23 protein-coding genes and 1 other RNA gene are annotated in these 22427 nt (G+C 42.7%); 11 read left to right on the plus strand and 13 right to left on the minus strand.

The genetic code is table 11. The annotated features are described in order from the left end of the window. Positions 1–42: 42 nt before the first annotated feature. Positions 43–3408: a transglutaminase family protein gene (locus B649_RS09385; protein ID WP_015654285.1), complete on the minus strand. Its 3366-nt coding sequence runs from the start codon at positions 3406–3408 to the stop codon at positions 43–45. 161 nt (positions 3409–3569) lie between these two features. Between B649_RS09385 and B649_RS09390 the strand changes: the two genes are divergently transcribed. From B649_RS09390 to B649_RS09400, 3 genes are all read left to right on the plus strand, one after another. Next, positions 3570–4355: an MBL fold metallo-hydrolase gene (locus B649_RS09390; RefSeq protein ID WP_015654286.1), complete on the plus strand. Its 786-nt coding sequence runs from the start codon at positions 3570–3572 to the stop codon at positions 4353–4355. Positions 4356–4394: 39 nt separating this feature from the next. After that, complete coding sequence (locus B649_RS09395) at positions 4395–4955, plus strand: alkylphosphonate utilization protein (protein ID WP_015654287.1); 561 nt, start codon at positions 4395–4397, stop codon at positions 4953–4955. A gap of 122 nt (positions 4956–5077) precedes the next feature. Further along, positions 5078–6175 (plus strand): HD-GYP domain-containing protein, encoded by a 1098-nt coding sequence (locus B649_RS09400; RefSeq protein WP_015654288.1) that lies wholly within the window; start codon positions 5078–5080, stop codon positions 6173–6175. Positions 6176–6189: 14 nt separating this feature from the next. Here the strand turns inward: B649_RS09400 and B649_RS09405 are convergent, their stop codons facing one another. Genes B649_RS09405 through B649_RS09415 form a run of 3 tightly spaced genes read right to left on the minus strand, consistent with a single transcriptional unit; the run spans position 6190 to position 7852 of the window. Beyond that, positions 6190–6984: a hypothetical protein gene (locus tag B649_RS09405; protein WP_291750887.1), complete on the minus strand. Its 795-nt coding sequence runs from the start codon at positions 6982–6984 to the stop codon at positions 6190–6192. Positions 6985–6995: 11 nt separating this feature from the next. Further along, the gene (locus B649_RS09410; protein WP_015654290.1) at positions 6996–7247 is read right to left on the minus strand and encodes a hypothetical protein; all 252 of its coding nucleotides are present in this window, start codon (positions 7245–7247) and stop codon (positions 6996–6998) included. A gap of 14 nt (positions 7248–7261) precedes the next feature. Then, positions 7262–7852: a ParA family protein gene (locus B649_RS09415; protein WP_015654291.1), complete on the minus strand. Its 591-nt coding sequence runs from the start codon at positions 7850–7852 to the stop codon at positions 7262–7264. Between the two features lie 146 nt (positions 7853–7998). Here B649_RS09415 and B649_RS09420 point away from each other — a divergent pair, with 146 nt between their 5' ends. Further along, on the plus strand, positions 7999–9504 hold the full coding sequence (locus B649_RS09420) for a L,D-transpeptidase family protein (RefSeq protein ID WP_015654292.1): 1506 nt from the start codon (positions 7999–8001) through the stop codon (positions 9502–9504). Positions 9505–9539: 35 nt separating this feature from the next. On the opposite strand, the gene B649_RS09425 is transcribed toward B649_RS09420, so the two are convergent. Next, positions 9540–10787, minus strand: coding sequence for an EAL domain-containing protein (locus B649_RS09425; RefSeq protein ID WP_015654293.1), 1248 nt, complete (start codon positions 10785–10787; stop codon positions 9540–9542). A gap of 133 nt (positions 10788–10920) precedes the next feature. Here B649_RS09425 and B649_RS09435 point away from each other — a divergent pair. Further along, a protein-coding gene (locus tag B649_RS09435; protein ID WP_291750835.1) for an IS3 family transposase occupies positions 10921–12089 on the plus strand; the annotation gives its coding sequence in 2 pieces (ribosomal slippage) (positions 10921–11155 and positions 11155–12089; 1170 coding nt in all). A 118-nt stretch (positions 12090–12207) separates the two neighbouring features. On the opposite strand, the gene B649_RS09440 is transcribed toward B649_RS09435, so the two are convergent. The 4 genes from B649_RS09440 to B649_RS09460 all read right to left on the minus strand — a co-directional run bounded on the left by B649_RS09440 (position 12208) and on the right by B649_RS09460 (position 14843). Beyond that, positions 12208–12447: a hypothetical protein gene (locus tag B649_RS09440; RefSeq protein WP_291750888.1), complete on the minus strand. Its 240-nt coding sequence runs from the start codon at positions 12445–12447 to the stop codon at positions 12208–12210. Between the two features lie 297 nt (positions 12448–12744). Continuing rightward, positions 12745–13323, minus strand: a complete 579-nt coding sequence (locus tag B649_RS09445) for a mobile mystery protein B (protein ID WP_015654295.1) — start codon at positions 13321–13323, stop codon at positions 12745–12747. After that, positions 13320–13694, minus strand: a complete 375-nt coding sequence (locus B649_RS09450; protein WP_015654296.1) for a helix-turn-helix domain-containing protein — start codon at positions 13692–13694, stop codon at positions 13320–13322. The genes B649_RS09445 and B649_RS09450 overlap by 4 nt, the downstream gene beginning before the upstream one ends. Positions 13695–13874: 180 nt before the next feature. Next, on the minus strand, positions 13875–14843 hold the full coding sequence (locus B649_RS09460) for a hypothetical protein (protein WP_015654298.1): 969 nt from the start codon (positions 14841–14843) through the stop codon (positions 13875–13877). 706 nt (positions 14844–15549) lie between these two features. Here B649_RS09460 and B649_RS12625 point away from each other — a divergent pair. Further along, the gene (locus tag B649_RS12625; RefSeq protein WP_291750889.1) at positions 15550–15681 is read left to right on the plus strand and encodes a hypothetical protein; all 132 of its coding nucleotides are present in this window, start codon (positions 15550–15552) and stop codon (positions 15679–15681) included. Next, positions 15678–16289, plus strand: coding sequence for a Fic family protein (locus B649_RS09465; protein ID WP_015654299.1), 612 nt, complete (start codon positions 15678–15680; stop codon positions 16287–16289). The genes B649_RS12625 and B649_RS09465 overlap by 4 nt, the downstream gene beginning before the upstream one ends. A gap of 36 nt (positions 16290–16325) precedes the next feature. On the opposite strand, the gene ssrA is transcribed toward B649_RS09465, so the two are convergent. From ssrA to B649_RS09480, 4 genes are all read right to left on the minus strand, one after another. Beyond that, positions 16326–16697: a transfer-messenger RNA gene (ssrA, locus tag B649_RS12630) on the minus strand. A 58-nt stretch (positions 16698–16755) separates the two neighbouring features. Continuing rightward, positions 16756–17661, minus strand: coding sequence for a DUF3943 domain-containing protein (locus B649_RS12315; RefSeq protein ID WP_291750890.1), 906 nt, complete (start codon positions 17659–17661; stop codon positions 16756–16758). 27 nt (positions 17662–17688) lie between these two features. Continuing rightward, complete coding sequence (gene trpA / locus B649_RS09475) at positions 17689–18429, minus strand: tryptophan synthase subunit alpha (RefSeq protein WP_015654301.1); 741 nt, start codon at positions 18427–18429, stop codon at positions 17689–17691. Then, complete coding sequence (locus B649_RS09480) at positions 18426–18830, minus strand: Hpt domain-containing protein (protein ID WP_015654302.1); 405 nt, start codon at positions 18828–18830, stop codon at positions 18426–18428. The genes trpA and B649_RS09480 overlap by 4 nt, the downstream gene beginning before the upstream one ends. 223 nt (positions 18831–19053) lie before the next feature. On the opposite strand from B649_RS09480, the gene panB reads away from it, so the two are divergent. The 4 genes from panB (at position 19054) to B649_RS09500 (ending at position 22424) form a co-directional block, all read left to right on the plus strand. Beyond that, positions 19054–19842 (plus strand): 3-methyl-2-oxobutanoate hydroxymethyltransferase, encoded by a 789-nt coding sequence (gene panB, locus B649_RS09485; protein WP_015654303.1) that lies wholly within the window; start codon positions 19054–19056, stop codon positions 19840–19842. Between the two features lie 11 nt (positions 19843–19853). After that, the gene (gene ruvB, locus B649_RS09490; RefSeq protein WP_015654304.1) at positions 19854–20861 is read left to right on the plus strand and encodes a Holliday junction branch migration DNA helicase RuvB; all 1008 of its coding nucleotides are present in this window, start codon (positions 19854–19856) and stop codon (positions 20859–20861) included. A gap of 8 nt (positions 20862–20869) precedes the next feature. After that, positions 20870–21907 carry an AI-2E family transporter gene (locus tag B649_RS09495; protein WP_015654305.1) on the plus strand — a complete coding sequence of 346 codons (1038 nt, stop codon included), beginning with the start codon at positions 20870–20872 and terminating at the stop codon, positions 21905–21907. Positions 21908–21989: 82 nt separating this feature from the next. Further along, a complete protein-coding gene (locus tag B649_RS09500; RefSeq protein WP_015654306.1) occupies positions 21990–22424 on the plus strand; it encodes a hypothetical protein in 435 nt (144 codons plus the stop codon). Positions 22425–22427: the final 3 nt, after the last annotated feature.

Consider the following 22427-nt stretch of genomic DNA (forward strand, 5'->3'; position numbering starts at 1 on the left):
GTTCAATCCATTTACCTTTTCAATAAAGTAACGAATTTTATCTTATTGTGCATTAGGGCTCCATTTTCGGCGCAGATCGAGGGTATGCGGGTATTCCAGTGATCCCGGCAATTCCTGATACGTAAACGTTTTTTGTTTCGGATGGGCTAATACTTTGCGTGAAGTCCCCTCTTCGCCTGCGAGGTCCTGTTTGATCGGCTCGTGTACCTCGTCTATCTCCCCTTGAGTATGGCCAAATCCCCAATAGCGGCTGATACGGCGTGATTGCGCTTCTAGGGTATTGATCGGGAAAGTATCGTACGCGCGTCCACCCGGATGGGCGATAAAATAGGTGAATCCTCCCATCGATCTGCGGTTCCACGTATCAACGATGTCAAACACAAGCGGCGTATCAACCCCGATGGTCGGATGGAGTGCCGACCACGGCTGCCATGCACGGTAGCGCACCCCGGAGACGTATTCCCCCTCAATCCCCGTAGAGACGAGAGGAACGCGTACCCCGTTGCAGGTGAGGACATAACGCTCACTCACGAAATCACGTACCCGTACCTGTACCCGCTCCAGCGATGAATCGACATAACGGGCGGTCCCCTGCGAGCTCGATTCTTCTCCCAATACGTTCCACGGCTCGATACCTCCACGCAGTTCACAATGAATCCCCTCGATCGTACTCATCCCATAAAGCGGAAATCGAAATTCAAAAAACGGATTAAACCAGTCGGTTTCAAATCCATACCCCTCGGAGCGCAAAAACTCCACAATGTCACGAATGTCTTCACGAACATAATGTTCGATCAAAAATTTATCGTGCAGCTGTGTCCCCCAGCGTACCAACTTGTGTTTGTACGGTTTTTTCCAAAAGAGTGAAACGAGTGTACGGACCAGTAACATCTGCATCAGCGACATCTGCGCGTGCGGCGGCATCTCAAATCCGCGAAGTTCCAAAATCCCCAACCGCCCCGTCGAAGAATCAGGTGAATAGAGTTTATCGATACAAAACTCGCTTCGATGGGTATTTCCGGTCAAATCGGTGAGCATATGACGGAAGAGTCGATCGGTAAGCCAAAACGGTACTTCACCACCCTCAGGGATTTGATTAAACGCAATCTCAAGTTCGTAAAGATTTTCCAACCGCCCCTCATCGACACGCGGTGCCTGAGAGGTGGGACCAATAAACTGACCTGAGAAAAGATACGACAAACTCGGATGGTGCTGCCAAAACGTAATGAGGGAGCGTAAAAGATCAGGATTACGGAGCAACGGGCTGTCACTCGGGCTGATACCACCGATCGTGACGTGATTTCCGCCCCCCGTTCCCATCTGTTTACCGTCTTGCATAAACTTCAATGTTCCCAAGCGTGATTGATGCGCCTCTTCATAGAGTGTATCAATCACTCCGGTGAGTTCGCCCCAACTCGACGTCGGATGGATATTGACCTCGATAACCCCCGGATCGGGAGTGACACGCATCTTCTCGATCCGCAGATCGTTCGGTGGTTCATACCCCTCGATCATCACCGCCATTTTCAGTGCTTCCGCCGTCTCCTCAATCGAAGCGATCAGATCCAAAAAGGCTTCGGTATTGGTAATCGGAGGGAGGAAAATAAAAAGTTTTTGCTCGCGTATCTCAATACTGAGTGCCGTACGGACAAAGACCTCGTAATCGGCAGTTTTTTTAGTCGTTTTCTTCACTTTCTCCGCACGTGCTTTTACCGCACTGTGATATTCACCTAACGAAGGGAAAGCCCCAAAGAGATCAGGTTCAAAACTTTCTTCCAGCTCTATATGCGGTTTATGGGTCAATGAATCGAGAGGAAGACGAAGCCCGACAGGCGAAGTACCCGGTGCAAGAAAAAGCTGTGAGCGTCGGAATTCCCATCGGCACGTTACCCAGCGTGTTGTTCCCCAATTCAGAGGCAATACAAATCCTGCCGGTTTATCAATCCCGCTTGAGAGGCTCTCTGCCAAGGCACGGCGTTCCAATGAATCTTTTAACGTCACTTTCATCGGATCGATATCGATCGGCAACAATGATTCTTGGAGAAGTGCAACAAGGGGATCGTTATAGGCATCATGGATATTTTTATCGCTGATCCCCAGATTCAGACAAAGTTTGGCTAAAAATTTCCGCGCATCTTCAGGAGCGTAATCGAAGGTTTGATCCAAACTCGCCAATAGATCAGGGTTGTTCCAAATCGCTTGACCGTCTTTACGCCAAATAATCGTAGACATCCAACGAGGCAACGGCTCACCCGGATACCATTTCCCCTGAGCGTGGTGGAGCAATCCCCCTTTGCCGAAACTTTTGAGCAATCTGCGGGAGAGGACATTGGCCAACTCCCGTTTATGAGGACCGTCCGCTTCGGTATTCCATTCGGATGATTCCATATCATCGATAGAGACGAATGTCGGTTCTCCCCCCATCGTAAGGCGAACATCATTCTCCAGCAACTCTTTATCGACTTGATACCCCAGTTGATCGATTGCTTCCCACTGCTCGCTACGATATGGCTTCGTTACGCGGGGAGATTCAAAGACTCTCGTGACGGTGTTGGAATAAGTAAATTCCACCTCACATTTGTCCATCGCCCCCTCGACCGGAGCGGCACTCTCAGGATTTGGGGTACACGCCAGCGGAATATGCCCCTCTGCCGCAAAAAGACCGCTCGTCGCATCCAAACCGATCCACCCCGCACCCGGGATATAAACTTCCGTCCACGCATGCAGATCGGTAAAATCTTCCACCGGACCGCTCGGACCGTCCAATGAGGCGACATCGGCGGAGAGCTGAACGAGATACCCGGAAACAAAGCGGGCCGCAAGACCCAAATGACGAAGCACCTGCACAAAAAGCCATGCGAAATCGCGGCACGAACCTGTTTTACCTTTGAGTGTCACAGCACACGTTTGAACTCCAGGCTCCATTCTAAGGGTATAGTTTAGATACTGATGAATCTTACTGTTTAACTCTACTAAAAAATCATTAATGGAACGCGGAGTCAAATCGATAGAGTGAACAAACTCGCTGAGACGTTTTCCTCTTTCGGTAACTTTCAGATAGGGAGCCAGCTCTTTTTTGAGCTCCTTTTTATATTTGAACGGAAAATTGGTCGCATACTCTTCGACAAAAAAATCAAACGGGTTGATACTCACGAGTTCCGCCAATACCTCAACATCAATGGAAAGTTCAGTCGTTTTTTCGGGAAAAACAATCCGTGCGAGATAGTTCCCGAACGGGTCTTGCTGCCAGTTGATAAAATGATCATCCGGTTTGATATTAAGCGAATAGGCTTCAATAGGAGTACGGCTGTGGGGAGCGGGACGGAGACGGATCACATGAGGAGAAAGATTGATCGGTTTATCAAAGGCATAATGAGTTTTATGGGAGAGGACAACTTTGAGCGACATCGGATTCCTTTGCGCATACGTATGTTATATCTTCAGCAAGGATAACACAACTTGCTCCAATTTATCGAACATTAGCTGCCTATAAAACGATCACCTATTTTTAAAACGTAAATTCACACGATTTGTATTATAATTTACGTTCATAGCGCAAGGGTGAAGATATGGAAAGCATCGAATTTTTAGGAACCGGCGGCACCCGAACCCCCACACAGGGAACGACATGTTTACGCGTCAGCGAACATTGTGTCATTGATGCCGGAAACATCATTAATACGTTTGGCGATAATATCTTTACGATAGAGCATATTTTTCTCACCCATTCGCATCTTGATCATATTATCGATATCCCTTTTCTCGCCGATCTTTTTGTCACCCAGAAAAGTATCTCTCTCAAAATTTATGGACTCAAAGCAACGCTCGATGATCTGCGCCAATTTATTTTCAATCACCGTGTTTGGCCCAATTTCGAAGAAATTACCCTCATCGGACATACCGATAAAACCATAGAACTCATCGAACTTGATCTCGAACACCCTTATCCCATCGATGATGTCATCCTCACCCCTTTTAAAACCAACCATACCGAAGGGAGCTGTGGTTACATCATCGAAAAAAATAGCTCCGCTCTTTTATTTACTGCCGATACCTATCAATGCGATCGAATCTGGGAACTTCTCGAAGAGCGTCCCAATATTCATACCCTCATCACAGAAGTATCCTTTCCTTCCAGCTTTGCCAAACTGGCACATGACAGTAAACACCTTACACCGGCACTTCTTGCAGACGAAATAAAAAAATGCAAAAGGGATAATTTTTCCCTCTATGTTATGCACCTCAAAGCCTTGTTTATGGGAACAATCATAGAAGAGTTAAACGCTCTGCAACTTCTCCGAAATGGTGGGAAAGTTCTCATTGATGGGGACCTCATAAATTACACTCACCCCTAATACGCTATAATGCGCTTATTAATTATGTAAGGTGTTATTATGAGTATTGAAGAACGAAGCGGAAATATTTGCGAATTATGCGGTGCGAGTGAGGGATTAAGTTCTTTTGAAGTTGCACCGAGCGATGGAACAGTGGATCAATCAATCCACCTCTGCGAAACCTGTAAAAGCCAAATCGAGAATCCTCAAAACCTCGACAGCGATCACTGGCGCTGTCTCTCTGACAGTATGTGGAGTCAAGTTCCGGCCGTACAGGTAATGGCGTATCGTCTTCTCAGCGCTTTGGGCGATCAAGATCAACTCGACATGATGTATCTCGAAGACGATGTCAAAGCATGGGCGCAGGCAGGAATGTTGAATACAGCCTCTAGTGATGAAGGCGGGCCGGTCGTACAACGCGACAGCAACGGAACGATCCTCGCCGAAGGTGATACCGTAACGCTCATCAAAGACCTCGAAGTCAAAGGGGCAGGATTCACCGCAAAACGGGGAACCATCGTTAAAAATATCCGTCTTACCGATGATGCACGATTCATCGAGGGAAAAATCAACGGCAGCACAATCGTTCTCGTTGCCGCATTTATGAAAAAGTCCAATTAATATTTTTTAAACTTCATCGCTTTAAACCCCTTATGGGGCTAAGGCTCTAACTTTTCAATCCCCTTGACAAACCATGCATTCCCCGATATATTATTCATAAATATAATGAGAGAGTGGCTGTCATGGACTATAAAAATATTAGTCAGCAAGTTGTTAATGTTCATGAACAGTTAAGACTGGAATGGCCTCATCTCAAACACATCGCTATCGGATTTTACGAAGCTGAAACGGATGAATTGCATCTGTTTACCAATCCCGCTGGAACGGGTTCAACCCTTGTACAATATAAACGTCCGCTTTCTCTTTTTCCGGCCGTTGAATCCACCGCAAAAAATAAAACACCGGAAATCATCGATGAACTATCGCTTTTTAGCGATATCGATGATCCATCCGGTCATATTATTAATACCTATTTTCGTTCCAGTTTTACCGTTCCGATGTCTCAGCAAAACGGCCAATTATTAGGATTTATTTTTTTTGATGCAAGTGAAAGAGAATTTTTCACCAAACCGATACGCGATCATCTCACCGTCTATACTAGGCTGATCGGCTCTATGATCATGTCGAGTATTTTACCGCTTAAAATGCTTCAGGCCGCCGTTGTTATGACCCAGAAAATGACCCGATTTAAAGATGAAGAAACGGCCAATCATATTGCGAGAGTTGCCCATTATTCCCGTATGATCGCAGAGTCTTTGGCTAAAACCCATAATCTCAGTGAGGAATTCATCAACTATATTTTACTCTATGCACCCCTTCACGATATCGGAAAAGTGGGAATCCCCGATCATATCTTGCTCAAACCGGGACGGCTTGACGCTGATGAATATTCAATCATGCAAACACATGTGCTCAAAGGGGTAGAAATTATCGACATACTCCTCTCCAGTTTCGATTTAAGTGATTATGATCATACACAGATGCTACGCAACATTACAGGCTATCACCATGAGCGCCTAAACGGAACCGGCTACCCCTACAACCTGAAAGGTTTAGAAATTCCGATTGAGAGTCGCATTGTGGCGGTCGCAGATGTATTTGACGCGATGAGCAATCCTCGTCCCTACCATAAGGGACGAAGTATTGAAGAGACCTTTGATTATTTACACTCTAAGTCCGGAGTCCTTTTTGATCCTGACTGCATACAAGCCCTTCTTGAGCGTAAAGAAGAAGTGTATGAAATCAGAAAAGTATTTCTTCCCGACACCTATCCTCTTTAATTCAGAAGATTTGTTTACTGCTCCAACCCTACCGCTAACTCTGCATAAATCCGTGCTTTAGCAATGTTATAACGATGCGTTTGTCCGCTCTTTTCCAACGAAACGATTTTTTGATTAAGCTGTGTCATACGGGCATTAATCGTATTTCGATTTTGTATCACCGTAGACTTATCATCCCCGCTAGTGGGTGATAACCCTGCAAAACTTTTCGCCTGATTCATATAATTTCCCGTCGCATCAAGAGCATCGGCAATACTCTGTGTCGTTGCCGCCATCATCTCTGTCGATGCCGAGATCTCTTTCAGCGAATTTTCGAGGTTTTTCGCATCATTCAGGAGTTTGGTATCCGCATATACCGCTAGCTTGGATATCTCTGCGGCGCTTGCTTGTGAACGGTTCAGCTTATCGAAATTGGAGAGAAAATACTCTGTGCTATTTTTGTACTTATTCAGTGTACTTGCTGCCCCGCCGAGATTTAACACCGTTTTAGAAATTAGTTTTGTCGTATTGGAAACCTCTCCGGCGTAGGGAATCGGTAAAAAGCGGACCACATTACTGATATAGACGCTCGATTTGATCATATCCGCATAGTTATCGACGGTCCCTTTCATCGTACCGATAAATCCTTCGAACGATTCGATGTTCTTTTTGTCTTCACGTAAGAGTTTTGCCACCTTTTCGAGGTGGTCATATCCGTATGCGTTAAGCTGTGAAGCACTCATGCACGCTTTTTGCGGTGTAACTTCAGGCTGTGGAACACACCCTCCGAACATAACCAATGCCATCGCTAAAACAATCAAACGTTCCATATTTTTTCCTATCATATCATCCCCATCTCTTTAAGTGCTCTGCGGATTGCTCCGGCGATCGATTCACCTGTTTTGACTACATAGGCATCAATTTTCTCTTTTTCACTTTTAGTCAGTGTCAAAAAGACTTTCTCACTTTGCTTGACCTCCGCAGTTTTCTTCGGACGCCCACCGGGATGTTTCGCCGTTTGGATCTCTTTATGGGTTGAGAGTTCCCGCTGTGTCACCCGTGAGGCAAACTTGTTTTCTTTCACGTTTTCCATTATCGCTCCCCTTTTTATACGTTTTCGTATTCTCGAATTTTTTCATGCAGATCTCGAATTAGATTGGAACTTTTTTTATACGCATAGGCTTTGATTCCCCCCTGCTGTGAAAGATCGATGATCGAGCGGTTTTCATTGATCGCCGTTTGCAAGGCTACACTCATCGGAATCGGAAACATCTCAATCTCAAACCCCAACGTCTCTTCAAATACAAATTTTGCATCATTGATATCGTTCTCTTTTTGACTCATGTTCGGCACCATCAAAATCGGTTTGTTCGCTGATGAGACACGCACAAGCGTATCCACCGTCCCCTGTATCGTCTCCAGTGTCGGGATAAACGGGATAATGATCAGATCCGAATAGCTGATCGCCTGATCGAGTTTGATATCATCAAACCCTCCGAAATCAAAAATCGTCTCTTTGTCCGGCTGTTGAATCGATTTTTGCTGAATATCAACACGCTCAACCCTCTCCGGCAACCGATCCGAGAGTGAACCGTAAGGATCGATCTCACACCCGTGAAAGCCGAATCCTGAGATAAGCTGGTGGGCGATCATCGATTTACCCACTCCCCCTTTAAAATTGACAATCGTTATATTCATCTATTTTCCTATATTTAAAAACTGTAAATTACAGTATTTTACCTGTAATAAATAGATAAAGTCAAGTTTTGAACTGTATTTATCTACTATTTTAATGGCGCTTTTTATGCTATAGTATCCCCACTAAACCGTCTGAAATTACCTATATGGAAAAAAACATCTTCTCTTTAGCGAAAATTTTCCTGATCACTACTATCTTTTGGAGTGTTAGCGCATGGAGTGATGATACACAGCCTCCTTTTTGCGCGCAGTTAATCCAGTTAAAAAAGTCTCCCCGATTTGAGCACCTGAGCTACCCGATCGAAACAGCTCGGTTTTACAATCAAAGATGCAAAGTATCCGAATCGATCGCATGGTTGGATCAAAACGGCACGCTGACACCGGATGCTGCCGAACTGCTGAGCGCTATCGATAACTCCTATCACGAAGGGCTAAATCCGAATCGTTATCACCGAGATGAAATATCCGAATCGATTGAGCAACTCAAAAAGGGAGAATACGACGCATCCGATGCGATTGCGAGCCCCCTCTTCTGGCTCGATATTCTTCTGAGCGATGCCTATATGAGCTTGGCAAAAGATCTCAATGAAGGGGTGAGTAAATACGATGAGCTTCGTGAAACCAAAAGAGCCCGAAATGAAAAGTTTGAATGGGACCGCCCGCAAATCGAGCCGATCTCCTATCCTGAATACCTTGCAGAATATTTGAAACTCCACCGCATTTCCCGCTCGCTCTCATCGCTCTTGCCTGATTACGAGGAGTACTACGCTCTTCGAGATGCCCTACACATCTATCGCACTGCCGAAGCCAAAGAGACGGGGCATCAAAAGGGATCAGGAAAAACAAATGGTTCCACCTCTCAAAAGATCATCCAAAAACTGCTGATCAATCTCGACCGGTTCCGATGGCTACCGCGAGGAATCGAAAAAAACGGCAGTTATATCGATGTGAATATCCCCTCCTATACCCTCAGAGTACTCGATCACGGATATGAAACCTTACGGATGAAAACCATCGTCGGAAGGGGCTCACGTCCTACTCCGATCTTGTACAGCACCATCTCTCATGCCATCCTCAACCCCTCATGGACAGCACCGAAAACCATCGTCCGCAAAGACATCTTAGAGAGCAAAAATATCTCCGCTTTTCTCCTAAGTCACGACATACGGGTCTACGAACACGGCAGAGGCGAACTCTACGAAATCGATCCAACCCAAATCGATTGGAGCCAATACAGCGGAAAAAAGCAAATCCCCTATACCTTTAAAACCGATGCGGGAGAGACCAACCCGCTGGGAAAAGTGAAATTTTTGTTCCCCAACTCCCATTTCGTCTATCTCCACGGCACCAATACCCCTGCACTGTTTAAAAAATCCGGCCGCGCCCTCAGCTCAGGATGTATCCGCCTCAGCGCTCCTCAAAAGCTGTACGATTATCTCATGGACCGATGGGGAAATCCCGATGATAAACTCCCCGATACGCTAGAAGAGCCCGATACCTCTGTCGCTCTTCAAAAAAAGCTCCCGATCTTTTTACGCTATATGACGATCAGCGCGGAAAATAGCAATACGGTTACCATTTATGATGATATTTACAATTATGATGAAGCGCACTGGGCGATACTAGAGAAAAAAGGGGTGAAAATAAAATGAAGTTGACTTATTATCATCCATAGTTTAATGTGTGTTTATACCTTCATATGCAATTCAGCCGCACTTCTTTGGTAACTGTTTAAGAGAGATGTGTTGAGTTCCCGTTCCGATAAATTAAGTTCCACGATATTGGAACTGATCAAAAGAAGATCATTTTTTTCAATAGCGATAGCAAGTTCCAGAATCCGTCCGAGTACCCCTTTGTGATCTAAAAGTGCATTCGCTATTTCCTTGTCAATGGTAATCTGTTCCATGAGCTTGTTGTAACTTTCTTTAAACATGATTTCACTCACAGAAAGTATTCCTATCATGTAAGCCATATTAGCAAAATTGGTACTTTTCTTTATGCTATAGGCTAATTCCTTCATTAAATACGCTCTTTGCAACACTTGCAGATTTATCTGTAATGTCTCATTGCCATCTTCTTTTACGTCAATTTTTTCATTAGCATAGTACATAAGTTCTAGCCAAGAGTTCAAACGCTCACGACCGATCAGAAGTAACGCCTGCTCGATAGAAGAGACACTCTCATGTTCCAAAGCCTTGTTCCGTTTAACAAATTTTAAAAGATTGATGGACAAATAAGGGGATTTATAAAATTTTATGACTATTTCATCCAATGGAGCCTGTGTTTTTAACAAATACATCAGCTCATGCAATAACTTCTTATCCGGATCAAAATTAACGTTAGACAGCAAATCCGGTACACAAAAATAATAACCCTGAAAATAATGAAATCCGCAGGACTTAGCCAATGTAAAACTTGTTTCATCTTCTATTTTCTCGGCAATGATTTTACAATCATAATTTTTCAGGAAAAAGAGGATTTCAGTAAGATCAAGAGCGTGATTAATATCAATTTTCACATAATCAATTACGTCCAATACAGCGTGAAAATGACGGATAAAATCTTTTTCAGCACTGCAATGGTTCAGAGCAAAACGATAGCCTTTCTTATGAAGGAGATATATTCGGTCAAGTAAAGATAAAGTTATACTAGTTGATTCGAGGATTTCTAAAATAAAATAACTGGGAGAGATAGTATAAACGATATCATCCATCAAAAAAACTTCATCTACTTTGACAAAAGCTTTAAGCCCGTACGTCAACGTACTCGGCCCAATATAGTTGAGCGTATTAACCAATACTCTTGAAGTAGCATGTAAATTATCATCAACGTCAGCACTATTGCTTTCGGTATTCCGATACAGTAATTCGTACGCGAAAATATTGCCCCGCTCATTAAATATAGGTTGACGTGCGAGATAAATAGAGCTATTCATTCCAACCCTTTTAGACGATCAAATATATTCTTTTATCATTATTGTAACTGGAATGACCCCCAAAAACTAGACACTTTTTAATTCGTTAATTTCGTCGATAATAATCGGCATGGAATACGATTAGGAGAGATAAATGGCAAGATATACAGACGAGTTCAAACAAGAAGCAGTAAAGCAAGTCACCAACAACAATTATGCGATCAAAGATGTAGCAGAGAGATTGGGGATTCATCCAGATTCTCTAAAAACTTGGGTCAGCCGATACAAAGATCCTCAATCTACAGCTGAGTATGCTCAATTAAAAACGGTACACGATGAGATGAAGAAGCTCAAATCGGAGCTCAAGCGTGTTACCGAGGAGCGTGATATCTTAAAAAAGGCCGCCGCGTACTTTGCCAGAAACCAAGGATAAAGTACGCATTTATTCAGGTTCATGAGCCCTTATATGGGATTCGACGCTTGTGCAAAGCGATGCAAGTTCATCCGAGCGGATATTACGCTTGGGTGAAAGAGCCTATGTCTGATCGGGCAAAGGCAAATGAAGTGCTAAGTGTTCAGATCAAAGAAGCGTATGTACAGAGTAATAACGCCTACGGCTATCGAAATATCCACAAAGACCTAATCGAGTCGGGAATCACCGTCAACCGGAAACGAGTTGCACGCTTGATGATTACCAACGGACTCTACGGTGCGGGGACTCTCAAAAAGAAGCCTCGTCATAAAGCGGGCAGTATCCATAAAGCCCATCCGAATCATCTCAAGCAGTGCTTTAACGTAGAGAAACCTAATGAAGCATGGGTAACGGATATCACCTATATTCGAACCTACGAGGGATGGTTGTATCTTGCGGTCGTATTAGACCTTTTCAGCCGCAAAGTGATTGGATGGGGGATGAGCCATCGGATGACGACATCGCTCGCTATGGATGCACTGAGAATGGCAACGATGCGGCAGGGGGCGAAACACAGTGTGATACTTCACTCCGATCAAGGATCGCAGTTTAGCTCCTATGAATGGCAAAGTATGCTCAAACACTCCAACATCATCCCAAGTATGAGCAGACGGGGTAACTGCTATGACAATGCCGTCGTGGAAAGCTTCTTTAAAACCTTGAAACGTGAATGCGTCAGGAAAGAGATATTTGTGACGAGAGAGTATGCAAAATCAAAAATATTCCATTATATCGAGATGTTCTATAACCCTAAAAGACGGCATAGTTATCTGGGTTATCTATCTCCAAACGAATTTGAGGTACGATACTTTTTGGAATCAACGAAAAATGAGGTGTTGGCGGAAAACTAATGTGTCTATAAAACGGGGGTCATTCCATAACTGACTTTTTTTGAAATACTCTCTTGAAGGTATATCTTAGTTTATTTAATGTGGGAGAAATGAGGAAAAGAAAAAAAAGTTAAAAGAATCAAACAAACATAAAATCTTTTTTGTACAGTATATGTTCGCTTGTTTGTTTGAAAGCAGCCATCTTCTCGAGAACATCCATCAGAGGAACTTTCCCCAAAGCACTGATCTCTTGGCATATCAATATTTCATAATTACTCATTCTGGCACGATATGCAACTACCCAATGCTGAGACGTAAGCTGTCTTAGTCGTTTAAGAGTACCTTCTTCTTCTATCCATTCATTGTTATTGTTTAACATTTTAGAACCTTTACTATGAACTTGCATCATTCTATCACCTTTGAACTGATGTGTCAATATATTCAAAAAAGTTATTAACCGCTGAATATCAAGGTGTGAAAATGATTCGTAAAAATAATTACTTTGGGATTATGAAGAGATATGAATTTGTTTTATTGTGAAAAGGAATTTAAGAGGTTTGGTGGAGGCGTCCTCTATCAAACAAAGGCTAAATAAGGCTATAAATAAAGTATTACAAAAAATAAACTACATTAAAAACTACATTAATGTTATTCTCATAATATATTTTTATGAGAATCAAATACTAAATATGAAGCTTTTAAGTGGTTCATAATTGCCTTGATCCGCCTCTTTTAATGAAGCGATATAAGCGAATCGCGCATCACTCACTTCGGTAATATTCCCGCCCCATGAAAGAGCTTGATACCCCATCTTTAAAAGCCATAGATCAGTAGCGAGTCGCGCCCATCGACCGTTTCCGTTTGGAAATGGATGAATCTTGACCAATGTATGATGGAGACGTACCGCCGTATCACGATAGTCCCATTCGCTTTCCCAATATTTGAGATCGTCTTGAAGCTGATACAAACGTTGATGAATCATATTGGCTTCAACGCCGATAGAGGTTTGAGTAGTACGAAATTCTCCCGCCCAACTCCAAACATCACCAAACATCTCTTTATGGAGTTTACGAAAAAAGCTCAAATCAAACGTTACTTTTTTGAGAGCCGACGGGTTAAGAGTGTATTTAACATACGCTTTGAGAATGTTTTGCGCTTCGGCATCGTCGAGTTCTGCACGGGTGGTTATCTTTTTGAGCTTTAGCCCTGATATATCATCGAGAGGAGTTTCTCCCTCTTTGTCAAACGTAATCATGCCCATATTTGCGATTTCGGCATTTTAGCAATCATCGCTTTGGCTTGGGAGAGCATCTTTGTTTGTGCTTCGCTTCGCGGCGATTGATTTTCCAGTGCAGACGTTTGGACGACACGGTTCACGATCTCATGCGCTTTTTTCTCAATTTGCGCTTGATAGAGTGCTTTCGCCGATTGTTTCGGTTTTATTGCAATCTCACATCCCAAAGCTATCGCTATTTTGTCGAGCGTATCAAGTGATATATCATGTCCCGAAAATGCACGCTTTACTGTAGCAATCCCCAATCCTGAGCGTGAAGCAATAGCCTCATAAGGGATAGATAACGCCTCTTTTTGTTTTTTGAGTTCGGATAGGATCAATGATTTAAACATAGTAGCTTCTTTTTAGCATCATATTTGATACTTTTAATTTTACTAAATGTATCATAAGTGATACTATTTGTCAAGGCAAATACAACTATAATGGTCATCTTTGTCAAAGTATAGATTAATATAGTATGGAGTTTTTGAAACAAAAATTGAAGATTGAGTATCTGACCGCTATTTTTTATTTTAAACAGCAACCTGTTGTTCATCTGGTTTTGAAACAATTACTAATATACCAGATCCTTCATTTATCCATTGATGGCACGAAATGTGTACTTCATTTTTCTCTCCATTTAGATCAACATGATAGTTATGTCCTACATCAAATACATTATGTGTTTTAATTGAAATATCATCGTCGCAATATAAAGTAAATTTAAATCCATCAGTAGCTTGTTCGGCTTTAAAAAAAACATTCATCCAATGGTTAAATCCATATTCTATAACACGTAATTCAACATCCAAATGCTTATATTCTTGAAATTCTTGATCAACTTTTACTTCTGCATATCTTGCTAAATCATTAGTCTTATATTCTAATTCTGAATCGATTATTTTTTTCCTTTGACCATCAGGCAAATTTATTATAATATCTACTTTCGATACTGTATCTTCTTTCAAAAAGCCGACACTAATATTAGTAAAACCATTTTCACTTGGATACAATCTATAAGAATAAATTCCATCCGTGTATACTTTTTTGTTTACAGAATCAAATTTTGCTTTCAAATTAATACTGTAATTACTGCGTACATTCTTTTTTGAAACATTTAGTGTTTCATCAATATAATAATTATAATAATCTTCAATATTTGAATATTTTTCCATTTCTTCTTCACTTGGTTTCAGGAGGTTGCGTAATGCCTCCTTTTTTTTATCATTTGACAAATTACTTAAAAAACTCTTCTTAATCACAATTTTTTCGACTATATTTTGCATTTTGTCTTGAAAAGAAATACTTTCAAATGTATAACTAAATAATGAAGCAATCAACAATGAAATTCCCACTGTTTCAAATGTTTTTACAGTCAAAACTAAATAGACCATTGTTGGTTTTATATTTTGATTAATCAATAAACTAAGTAAAACCAATAATAAACCAAGCCAAAAATAATTAATAAAAAAAGCTTTAAACATCGTCCAAAATTGTGCCATATTATCTTCTCTCCAATATTTTTAAAATAATATCAAAAACCATATAAAAAAACGATTTTTAAATAAAAAACAGAAAATTATTGACATAGCAATATTTTTTATAATTATAATTAAGAACTAAAATTAAGGGGTCAATTAAGCAATTAAGGGGTCAGGTGTTCAATCTTCATTTTTACTTAATTGTTCTGTATGGAAAGGATTTTGGAAATGGGAAATAGGAAATAGGGGTCAGGTATTCAGTCTTCACTTTATACTTGATTGTTGAATGGGCAATGCGATAGTTTTCTTTTTTTTGAAAGGAGAATAATTTGAAGTATTTGGTGGAGGCGTCCACCACCAAACTAAATCGATCTTTACGCCTATTTTAGGAGAACTGCGCAGAGTTTAAAAAATAAATGTACTTAAAAATGTACTTATTTTAACGTGCTATAGTTTTTACCTGTTCCAAATAGGCTTGAGCCAATGGCTTAATTACGGAGTCAAACTCAAAACCATGTTGTGACATAGTGTAGCACAATCTTTTTTGAATTCTCTCCGTAAAGAAATAGGGGTCAGGTATTCAATCTTCACTTTAAACATACTCAATTGCCGTCACAAAGCGCCCTACTCTGACACAGTTTAGGCACACCAATCTTTACATTTTGTATCTGTTCTGAACTATGATAAAATACATAAATAATCAGTGTCATTAAAAAAGGATAGTTCTATGAGCAAACCTCCCTTTTCAGCACAAAAAGCACTTAAAGCAGTGAATGTCTCTCAAATGATTGAGGGGTATAAACCTGTCGATAAAAAAGAAGTGAAGGATCAAGTCAAAAAAATCCTTTCTCATAAATGAAATATTACCCTCCCTCCGATCATATTTACTACAAAGACAGCGATATCCCCATCAACAAACTCGACATTCACGACTCTCAACTGATTCACGAACTAGAGCGAGAGCTTCTTTTGCGAAGCTATGAATTTTTCCATACTACCTTAGAAGAAACCACACTCTTTGATAAAAATTATTTGATATCGATTCATCGTCATCTATTCGACAAACTGTACACTTGGGCAGGGAAATATCGTACCGTCAATATTTCCAAGGGTTCAAGTATGTTTTGCCCTTATATGAATTTAGAAAGCTTTTCGAGTGATATTTTCAAACAGCTTAAAAACGAAAATTATCTGCGTGATTTTGAATCACTAATACTGCGTGAAGAATTTGCAAAACGTTTAGCGTATTATATGTGTGAGCTGATTGTTCTACATCCATTTAATGAGGGTAACGGTCGAGCTTTACGGTTGTTTTTTGACATGATCGCAACCTACAATGGGTACGAATACATCGATTATGCGAATACATTGAATGATGACGCTTTTATTACCGCATCCATTGATTGCATGGAAACAAACTGCTCTAAAATGGAAGAAATCATTTTGGCTGGATTGGCAAAATCATAAAAATAGTTTGACATAGAGAGAAATAAAAGGGGAGTTTGGTGGAGGCGTCCGGGATTGAACCGGAGTCCTAAACCAAGGAAGTAAAGGCGTCTACATGCTTAGTAACGTTGTTTGTTTTTCAGATGACTATCACACAACGTGCAAAGCTACGTCATCCAATTCTCTAAATTCATTCAAGTCCGAGACACTCCAAGAATATAGCTATCGCAGGGGTTATACGCCAAGCCCTCTCGGTGATAGCATAGAGAGGTAGCGCAGTCCTAAATTAAATTAAACTTACGCTACAGCGTAAGCAGGACGGTAATTAGTGTTGTTTGCGTTTAAGCAAGTGTGAGCCGTATAACGGAGCTGCTCAGTCCGGCGATGCAACCTAAACCTTCTTGATCCAGTCGAAGCCATGTCGCCCCCACGTGGTAACCGAAGTTATAAGCGCATTATACCCAAAGGTGCGTAAATGAATACGTAGTTACTGAAAGGTGATAATGAAACCGATCTCACGATCACCATAGAGGATCGAATCGGTCGGTTCCCCCGTAAGATGATGGGGAATCACACGAAACTGCGGATACGTCTGAATGCTCATGGTGACGTCTAGATCAATCCTGAAAAACAGAAGAGTATCTTTCAACCCATCGGCAATACTTCCCAGCGGATCGAGGAAAAAATAGCTGATATTTCCCAGACTTTTTGACCCGAAAACGACTCCCCCCTGCTGATCCAGTTTCCCCTCGAGCATAAACATCCCCTCTCCGAACAAAGAACCGACCAGCGGGGTAAAAATCAAATCTTGAATCGACGGAACCTCAGCAAAGGCCTCATACCCGTATTCCCAGAAAAAGGTGGACATCAACGTGGAAAATGCCGCCGATTCACCGATCGTAAATCCGTCATTTCGGGCTAAGGTATAGTAGTATGCACCCGCAACCGGATGGCCGATATAGTTGATAACCCAGCTGTCATTATCCCAAACGGGCTTGGTACTGACATGATCTTTCCATCGCTGAGATAGCGATTTTTCTTCGAGTTTCGCGGCATTCCAGTTGGTAATATCTTCGGGCAAGAAAGCCAAAATACCGATGGATGAAAGCATTACAACTTGCAAGTAGACCGAGTCTTCAACCACTTCTCGATAGCGATAGGGCAGCGCTTCATTGACATTCATAGCGGTCGGAAGGTAATCTTTGATATCATCGTCTATAGGCCCGATAACCGTAAAATTATTCTCCTGAACCGTCATTGGATCAGGAGAAACCTCCAATGCTCGTAATGTGTTGTCGGATTGCGGAGGTAGTTGCGTGAGCGTATCATAAAGCGTATTATCGGCAAAAGTGTTTATCGTCACCAAGAGTAAAAAGAGAATCCGATAACGCATCATTTTTTTACAAATGCCGCATACGCTCTAACTATTAATCAATGATTTGATGTTGCGAGTAATGTCACAGCATTTAGCGATTTTTTGCGTGTTAGAGAGGCTATCATCCAAAAGGACATTCACGATTGCCGAACCGACGATAACACCATCCGCCCCCTGCACTTTTTCTCGCGCGCTCTGTTCATTCACCCCAAATCCGACATACACCGGAGTCTGGGTATGACGTTTGATCATCTCGAGTACCGGAGCCAAATCTTCCGCTTTTCCGCTTCCGGTAATCCCTGCATAGGCGACGAGATAAATAAATTTGCGCGCTTGCGCCGTAATAAGTGCAATACGTTCTTCACCGTCGGTCGGAGCGACAAAAGTGATATTCGCCAATCCACGGTTCTCAAACAGTGTGTGATACGCTTTTGCTTCCTCATACGGGACATCGGGAATAATCAAACCGTTTACCCCGATACTTTTGGCCGTATCGAGTAATTTTTCCATACCGTATTGGTAAAACGGGTTAAAATATCCCATCCACAAAGTATCGATTTTAGGGGCTATGCTAGCGGAAATATCTAAAAGGTCGGCAAAACGAAAACCTGCTTCAAGAGCACGCTGATTTGCCGCTTCGATGACCGGACCATCGGCAACGGGGTCAGAGAACGGAACTCCGAGTTCTAAAGTATCGACACCGTTTTCACCGAGTGCTAACGCCAAATCTACGGTAAAATTTTTATCAGGATAACCTGCGGTAATGTAGGCTACGAGTTGCTTCACGCTTTCTCCATATCGGGTAAAATTAAAAGGGAAAAATGGATTTTAGTGAGTTCATTATCCATTTTGAAATCTTCTTGCCACTGCAAAAACATGTCCGAAACACTGATGAGCCAGTTGATGGTCTCTTCATTGACAACCTTATCGCTGGTTCTAAGTTGTTCAAGGGCATCTTCGACAAATGTTGAGAGACGAACCATCGGCTGAATCTGCAAATAGCCTGAAGCTGATTTGATATTATGGAAAATACGGAATAGCTCTTCGATACTGCGATGGTAACGTTCACTGTTTCCCAAATCAATAATCAAAGATTCCATAACTTCGGACATCATTGCGTAATGATCTAAAAATTCGTCAATGATTTCGAAGTCGAAATTGGCTTCCAGAGCACTCCGTATCCCCATAATGAACTCTCCTATAATGGGTGAATTATATCGAGCTTTTGATTAATCCCGTATCGTAAAATGCCATGCAATAACTTTGAGAGGGAAATTTTGGGTAAACTACGCCTATATTATTAATAAAACGTAAGTGGAGCAAAGCCCCACTTGACTACGCTTGCCGCTGTGGCACTAAAGCTTGCCTCAAATGAGGCAGATGTTTACAAAGATAGAGGATATTTTTAGTATGAAAAAACTGACAATCGGTTCAATTCAAAAACGCAAAGGGTCGCTTCCGCTCGTCATGATCACGGCGTACGATGCCCTTTTTGCCCGTCTTTTTAGCGAAAGTGCTGATATTCTCCTCGTCGGTGACAGCCTCAATATGAGCTTTGGCGGCAATAGCGATACCCTCAGCAGTACCATGGATCAAATGATTTATCATACCAATGCGGTCTGCAAAGGGGCACCCAATACGTTTGTCATCACCGATATGCCTTTTGGAGCCTATACCGATGAAAAGAGCGCTTTAGAGAATGCGATACGTGTTTATCGTGAAACCCCATCCGATGCGGTCAAAATCGAGGGGGGGGCGGATAAAGCCCATCTGGTACACCATCTCACGGCAAACGGAATTGCCGTCTGCGGACACATCGGATTACTCCCTCAAGCGTTTCGTGCCGAGGGAGGGTATAAAGTCAAAGGTAAAACCGAAGCAGAAGCCCTCTCTCTGATCGCCGATGCCCAAGCGATTGAACAAGCCGGTGCTTTTATCCTCGTCATCGAAGGGGTTAAAGCCGACGTCGCAACACGTGTCGCTCAAAGTATCTCTATTCCCGTTATCGGAATCGGTGCGGGTAACGGCGTGGACGGACAGGTTCTTGTGTTCTCTGATATGCTCGGACTCTATGAGCCGTTTGTCCCAAAATTCGTTAAACAATACATGAGCGGTGCCGCTTCGGTCAAAGATGCAGTAAAAGCCTATGCCGATGAAGTTCAAACCCGTTCATTCCCCGATGAAAATTATGTTTACTAGGATCCGATAACGTGGAACGTATTGTAGAGATTGAAAAATTTAATGCCGAAGAGGTCACTGAGACTTCGTTGCGCCCCAGCGCATGGGACGATTATATCGGACAAGAACAGATCAAAAAAAATCTGGGGGTCTTTATCGAAGCGAGTTCAAAACGCCGAGAAGCTCTCGATCACGTCCTTTTTTACGGACCTCCCGGTTTGGGGAAAACGACCCTCGCCCTCATTATCGCCAACGAAATGGGAAGCAACATCAAAGTCACCGCCGCTCCGATGATCGAAAAAAGCGGTGATCTCGCCGCTATCCTCACGAACCTCGAAGAAGGGGACATCCTCTTTATCGACGAAATCCACCGTCTCTCGCCAGCCGTCGAAGAGATCCTCTATCCTTCGATGGAGGATTTTCGTCTCGACATCATCATCGGTAGCGGTCCGGCGGCACAAACGGTCAAAATCGATCTCCCCCGCTTTACCCTCATCGGTGCGACTACCCGTGCGGGGATGCTCTCAAACCCTTTGCGCGATCGCTTCGGGATGAACTTTCGGATGCAGTTTTATACCCCTGATGAGCTATGCAGTATCATCACCCAAGCCGCCACAAAATTGGGCAAAAGCATCGACAAAGAGGCAGCGCACGAAATCGCCAAACGCTCACGCGGAACCCCCCGTATCGCTTTGCGCCTCCTCAAGCGGGTTCGTGACTTCGCCGATGTTGCCAATGAAAACACTATCTTGCACCAACGCTCCCGTTATGCTCTCGATCAACTCGGGATCAATGCCAACGGATTCGATGAGATGGATATACGCCTCCTCAAATTCCTGATGGAAGCCAAAGGGCGCGCTATGGGTCTCTCCACTATCGCAGCGGCACTGAGTGAAGACGAGGGGACAATCGAAGATGTACTCGAGCCCTATCTGCTGGCTAACGGTTATTTGGAACGGACAGCGCGCGGACGGGTTGCCACACCCAAGACCTATGAACTGCTCAAATTCGGAATACCGCAAAACGGGCTGTTTGAATAAGGAATAATGTGAAAAAAGAGCACTTTACCCTCGTACTGCTATTGATTGTTTCCTACGGAATATACATTTTATATAAGCCGTTTTGGATGAGTATCGTCGTTGCTTCGCTTTTGGCAATATCTACCCACCATATTCAAATGGGGTTTTTTAATCTGACCAAAAACCGTTTTTGGGCTTCCGCCCTCTCTACCCTTATGTTAGGGTTGCTTTTCTTCGCACCGTTAGGATATTTTTTATTTCATATCTCGCTCATGATGCAAAACCTTGATCCGATGATCATGAACACCATAGAGACAAAAATCCATACTTGGATAACCCATCTACCGCCTTACCTCTCCCGTTTCGAAGCAAAAATAGAGGCCTCGTTAGTCAAATTTGATCCTACCGCATTCTCTCAGCACATCATCGCCTACGCTTCTGAGATCGGGAGTTTTGCGATGTCGTTTCTCTCGGGGACCCTTTTTATCTTGATCTTTTATTTTATCGCCCATTACTATGGACGGGAGATTTTTGAGTTTTTCAAACGTTCCGCCCATTTTCCGCAACAAGAGAGCACCCTTATCATGTTTGAGATGCGTTCCTCCATGAGTGTCGTTTTCTACTCTATTATTGCCACTGCCGTATTTGAAGGAGCCTTGTTTGGTCTCGCGATCGAATACATGGGATATAACGGTCTGCTTTTCGGAATTATGTATGGCTTTGCATCCTTGATCCCTGTTGTCGGAGGGGTAGTGATGTGGCTTCCCTTTACCCTGTTTGAACTCTCTTTGGGAAATACGGAAAATGCCCTGTTTATCGCGCTCTATACGATTATTGTTATCTCAGTCGTTGCCGATACCTTTATCAAACCGGTCATTATCAAAATCATCAACCAAAAATTGATCAAGCCCCAAGAGAAAATCAACGAACTCATTATCTTTTTCGCCATCATTGCCGGACTCGCAACTTTCGGCTTTTGGGGGATGATTATCGGTCCGGCCATCACGGTTCTTTTTTTAACGTTGATGAAAATCACCGAAGCTCAAAGCGAAGAGATTATTCATTAATACTGTTAATACACGATTGATGCTGTATTAGTCATTCTGCTCTATGATGTTAGAGTTAAATACCACAACACGGAGAAAAGCCATGAAAAAGATTTTAAGTATCGCACTGATCCTCGGTGCAACAGCATTACTTGCCGGAGGGATGCAACACGGCATGCAACACGGCATGAATGATGGAATGATGTGCGGCGGCAAGGGCGGAATGATGCAAAAATGTGAATGCGACACAAAAAAACTTCCGCCAATGATGGAAAAATTGGATTTGAACGATAAACAAAAAGAACAAATCACTAAAATTCGTGAAGAGGGTAAAGCGTTCCACAACAAACAGCACGAAAAAATGATGGGGGTACTCACTCCTGAACAACGCGCTAAAATGGAGGGAATGAAAATGATGATGGGAGAAATGGGTTCAAAAAACTGCCCGAATAAAGGTGATATGAAAGGGATGAAAATGGGCGAAGACAACATGGGCGGCATGGGTGGTATGGGCTGCAAAAATTGTGACAACAAGTAAATA

Origin of the sequence: Candidatus Sulfuricurvum sp. RIFRC-1, from assembly GCF_000310245.1 — a bacterium.
GTDB lineage: Bacteria > Campylobacterota > Campylobacteria > Campylobacterales > Sulfurimonadaceae > Sulfuricurvum.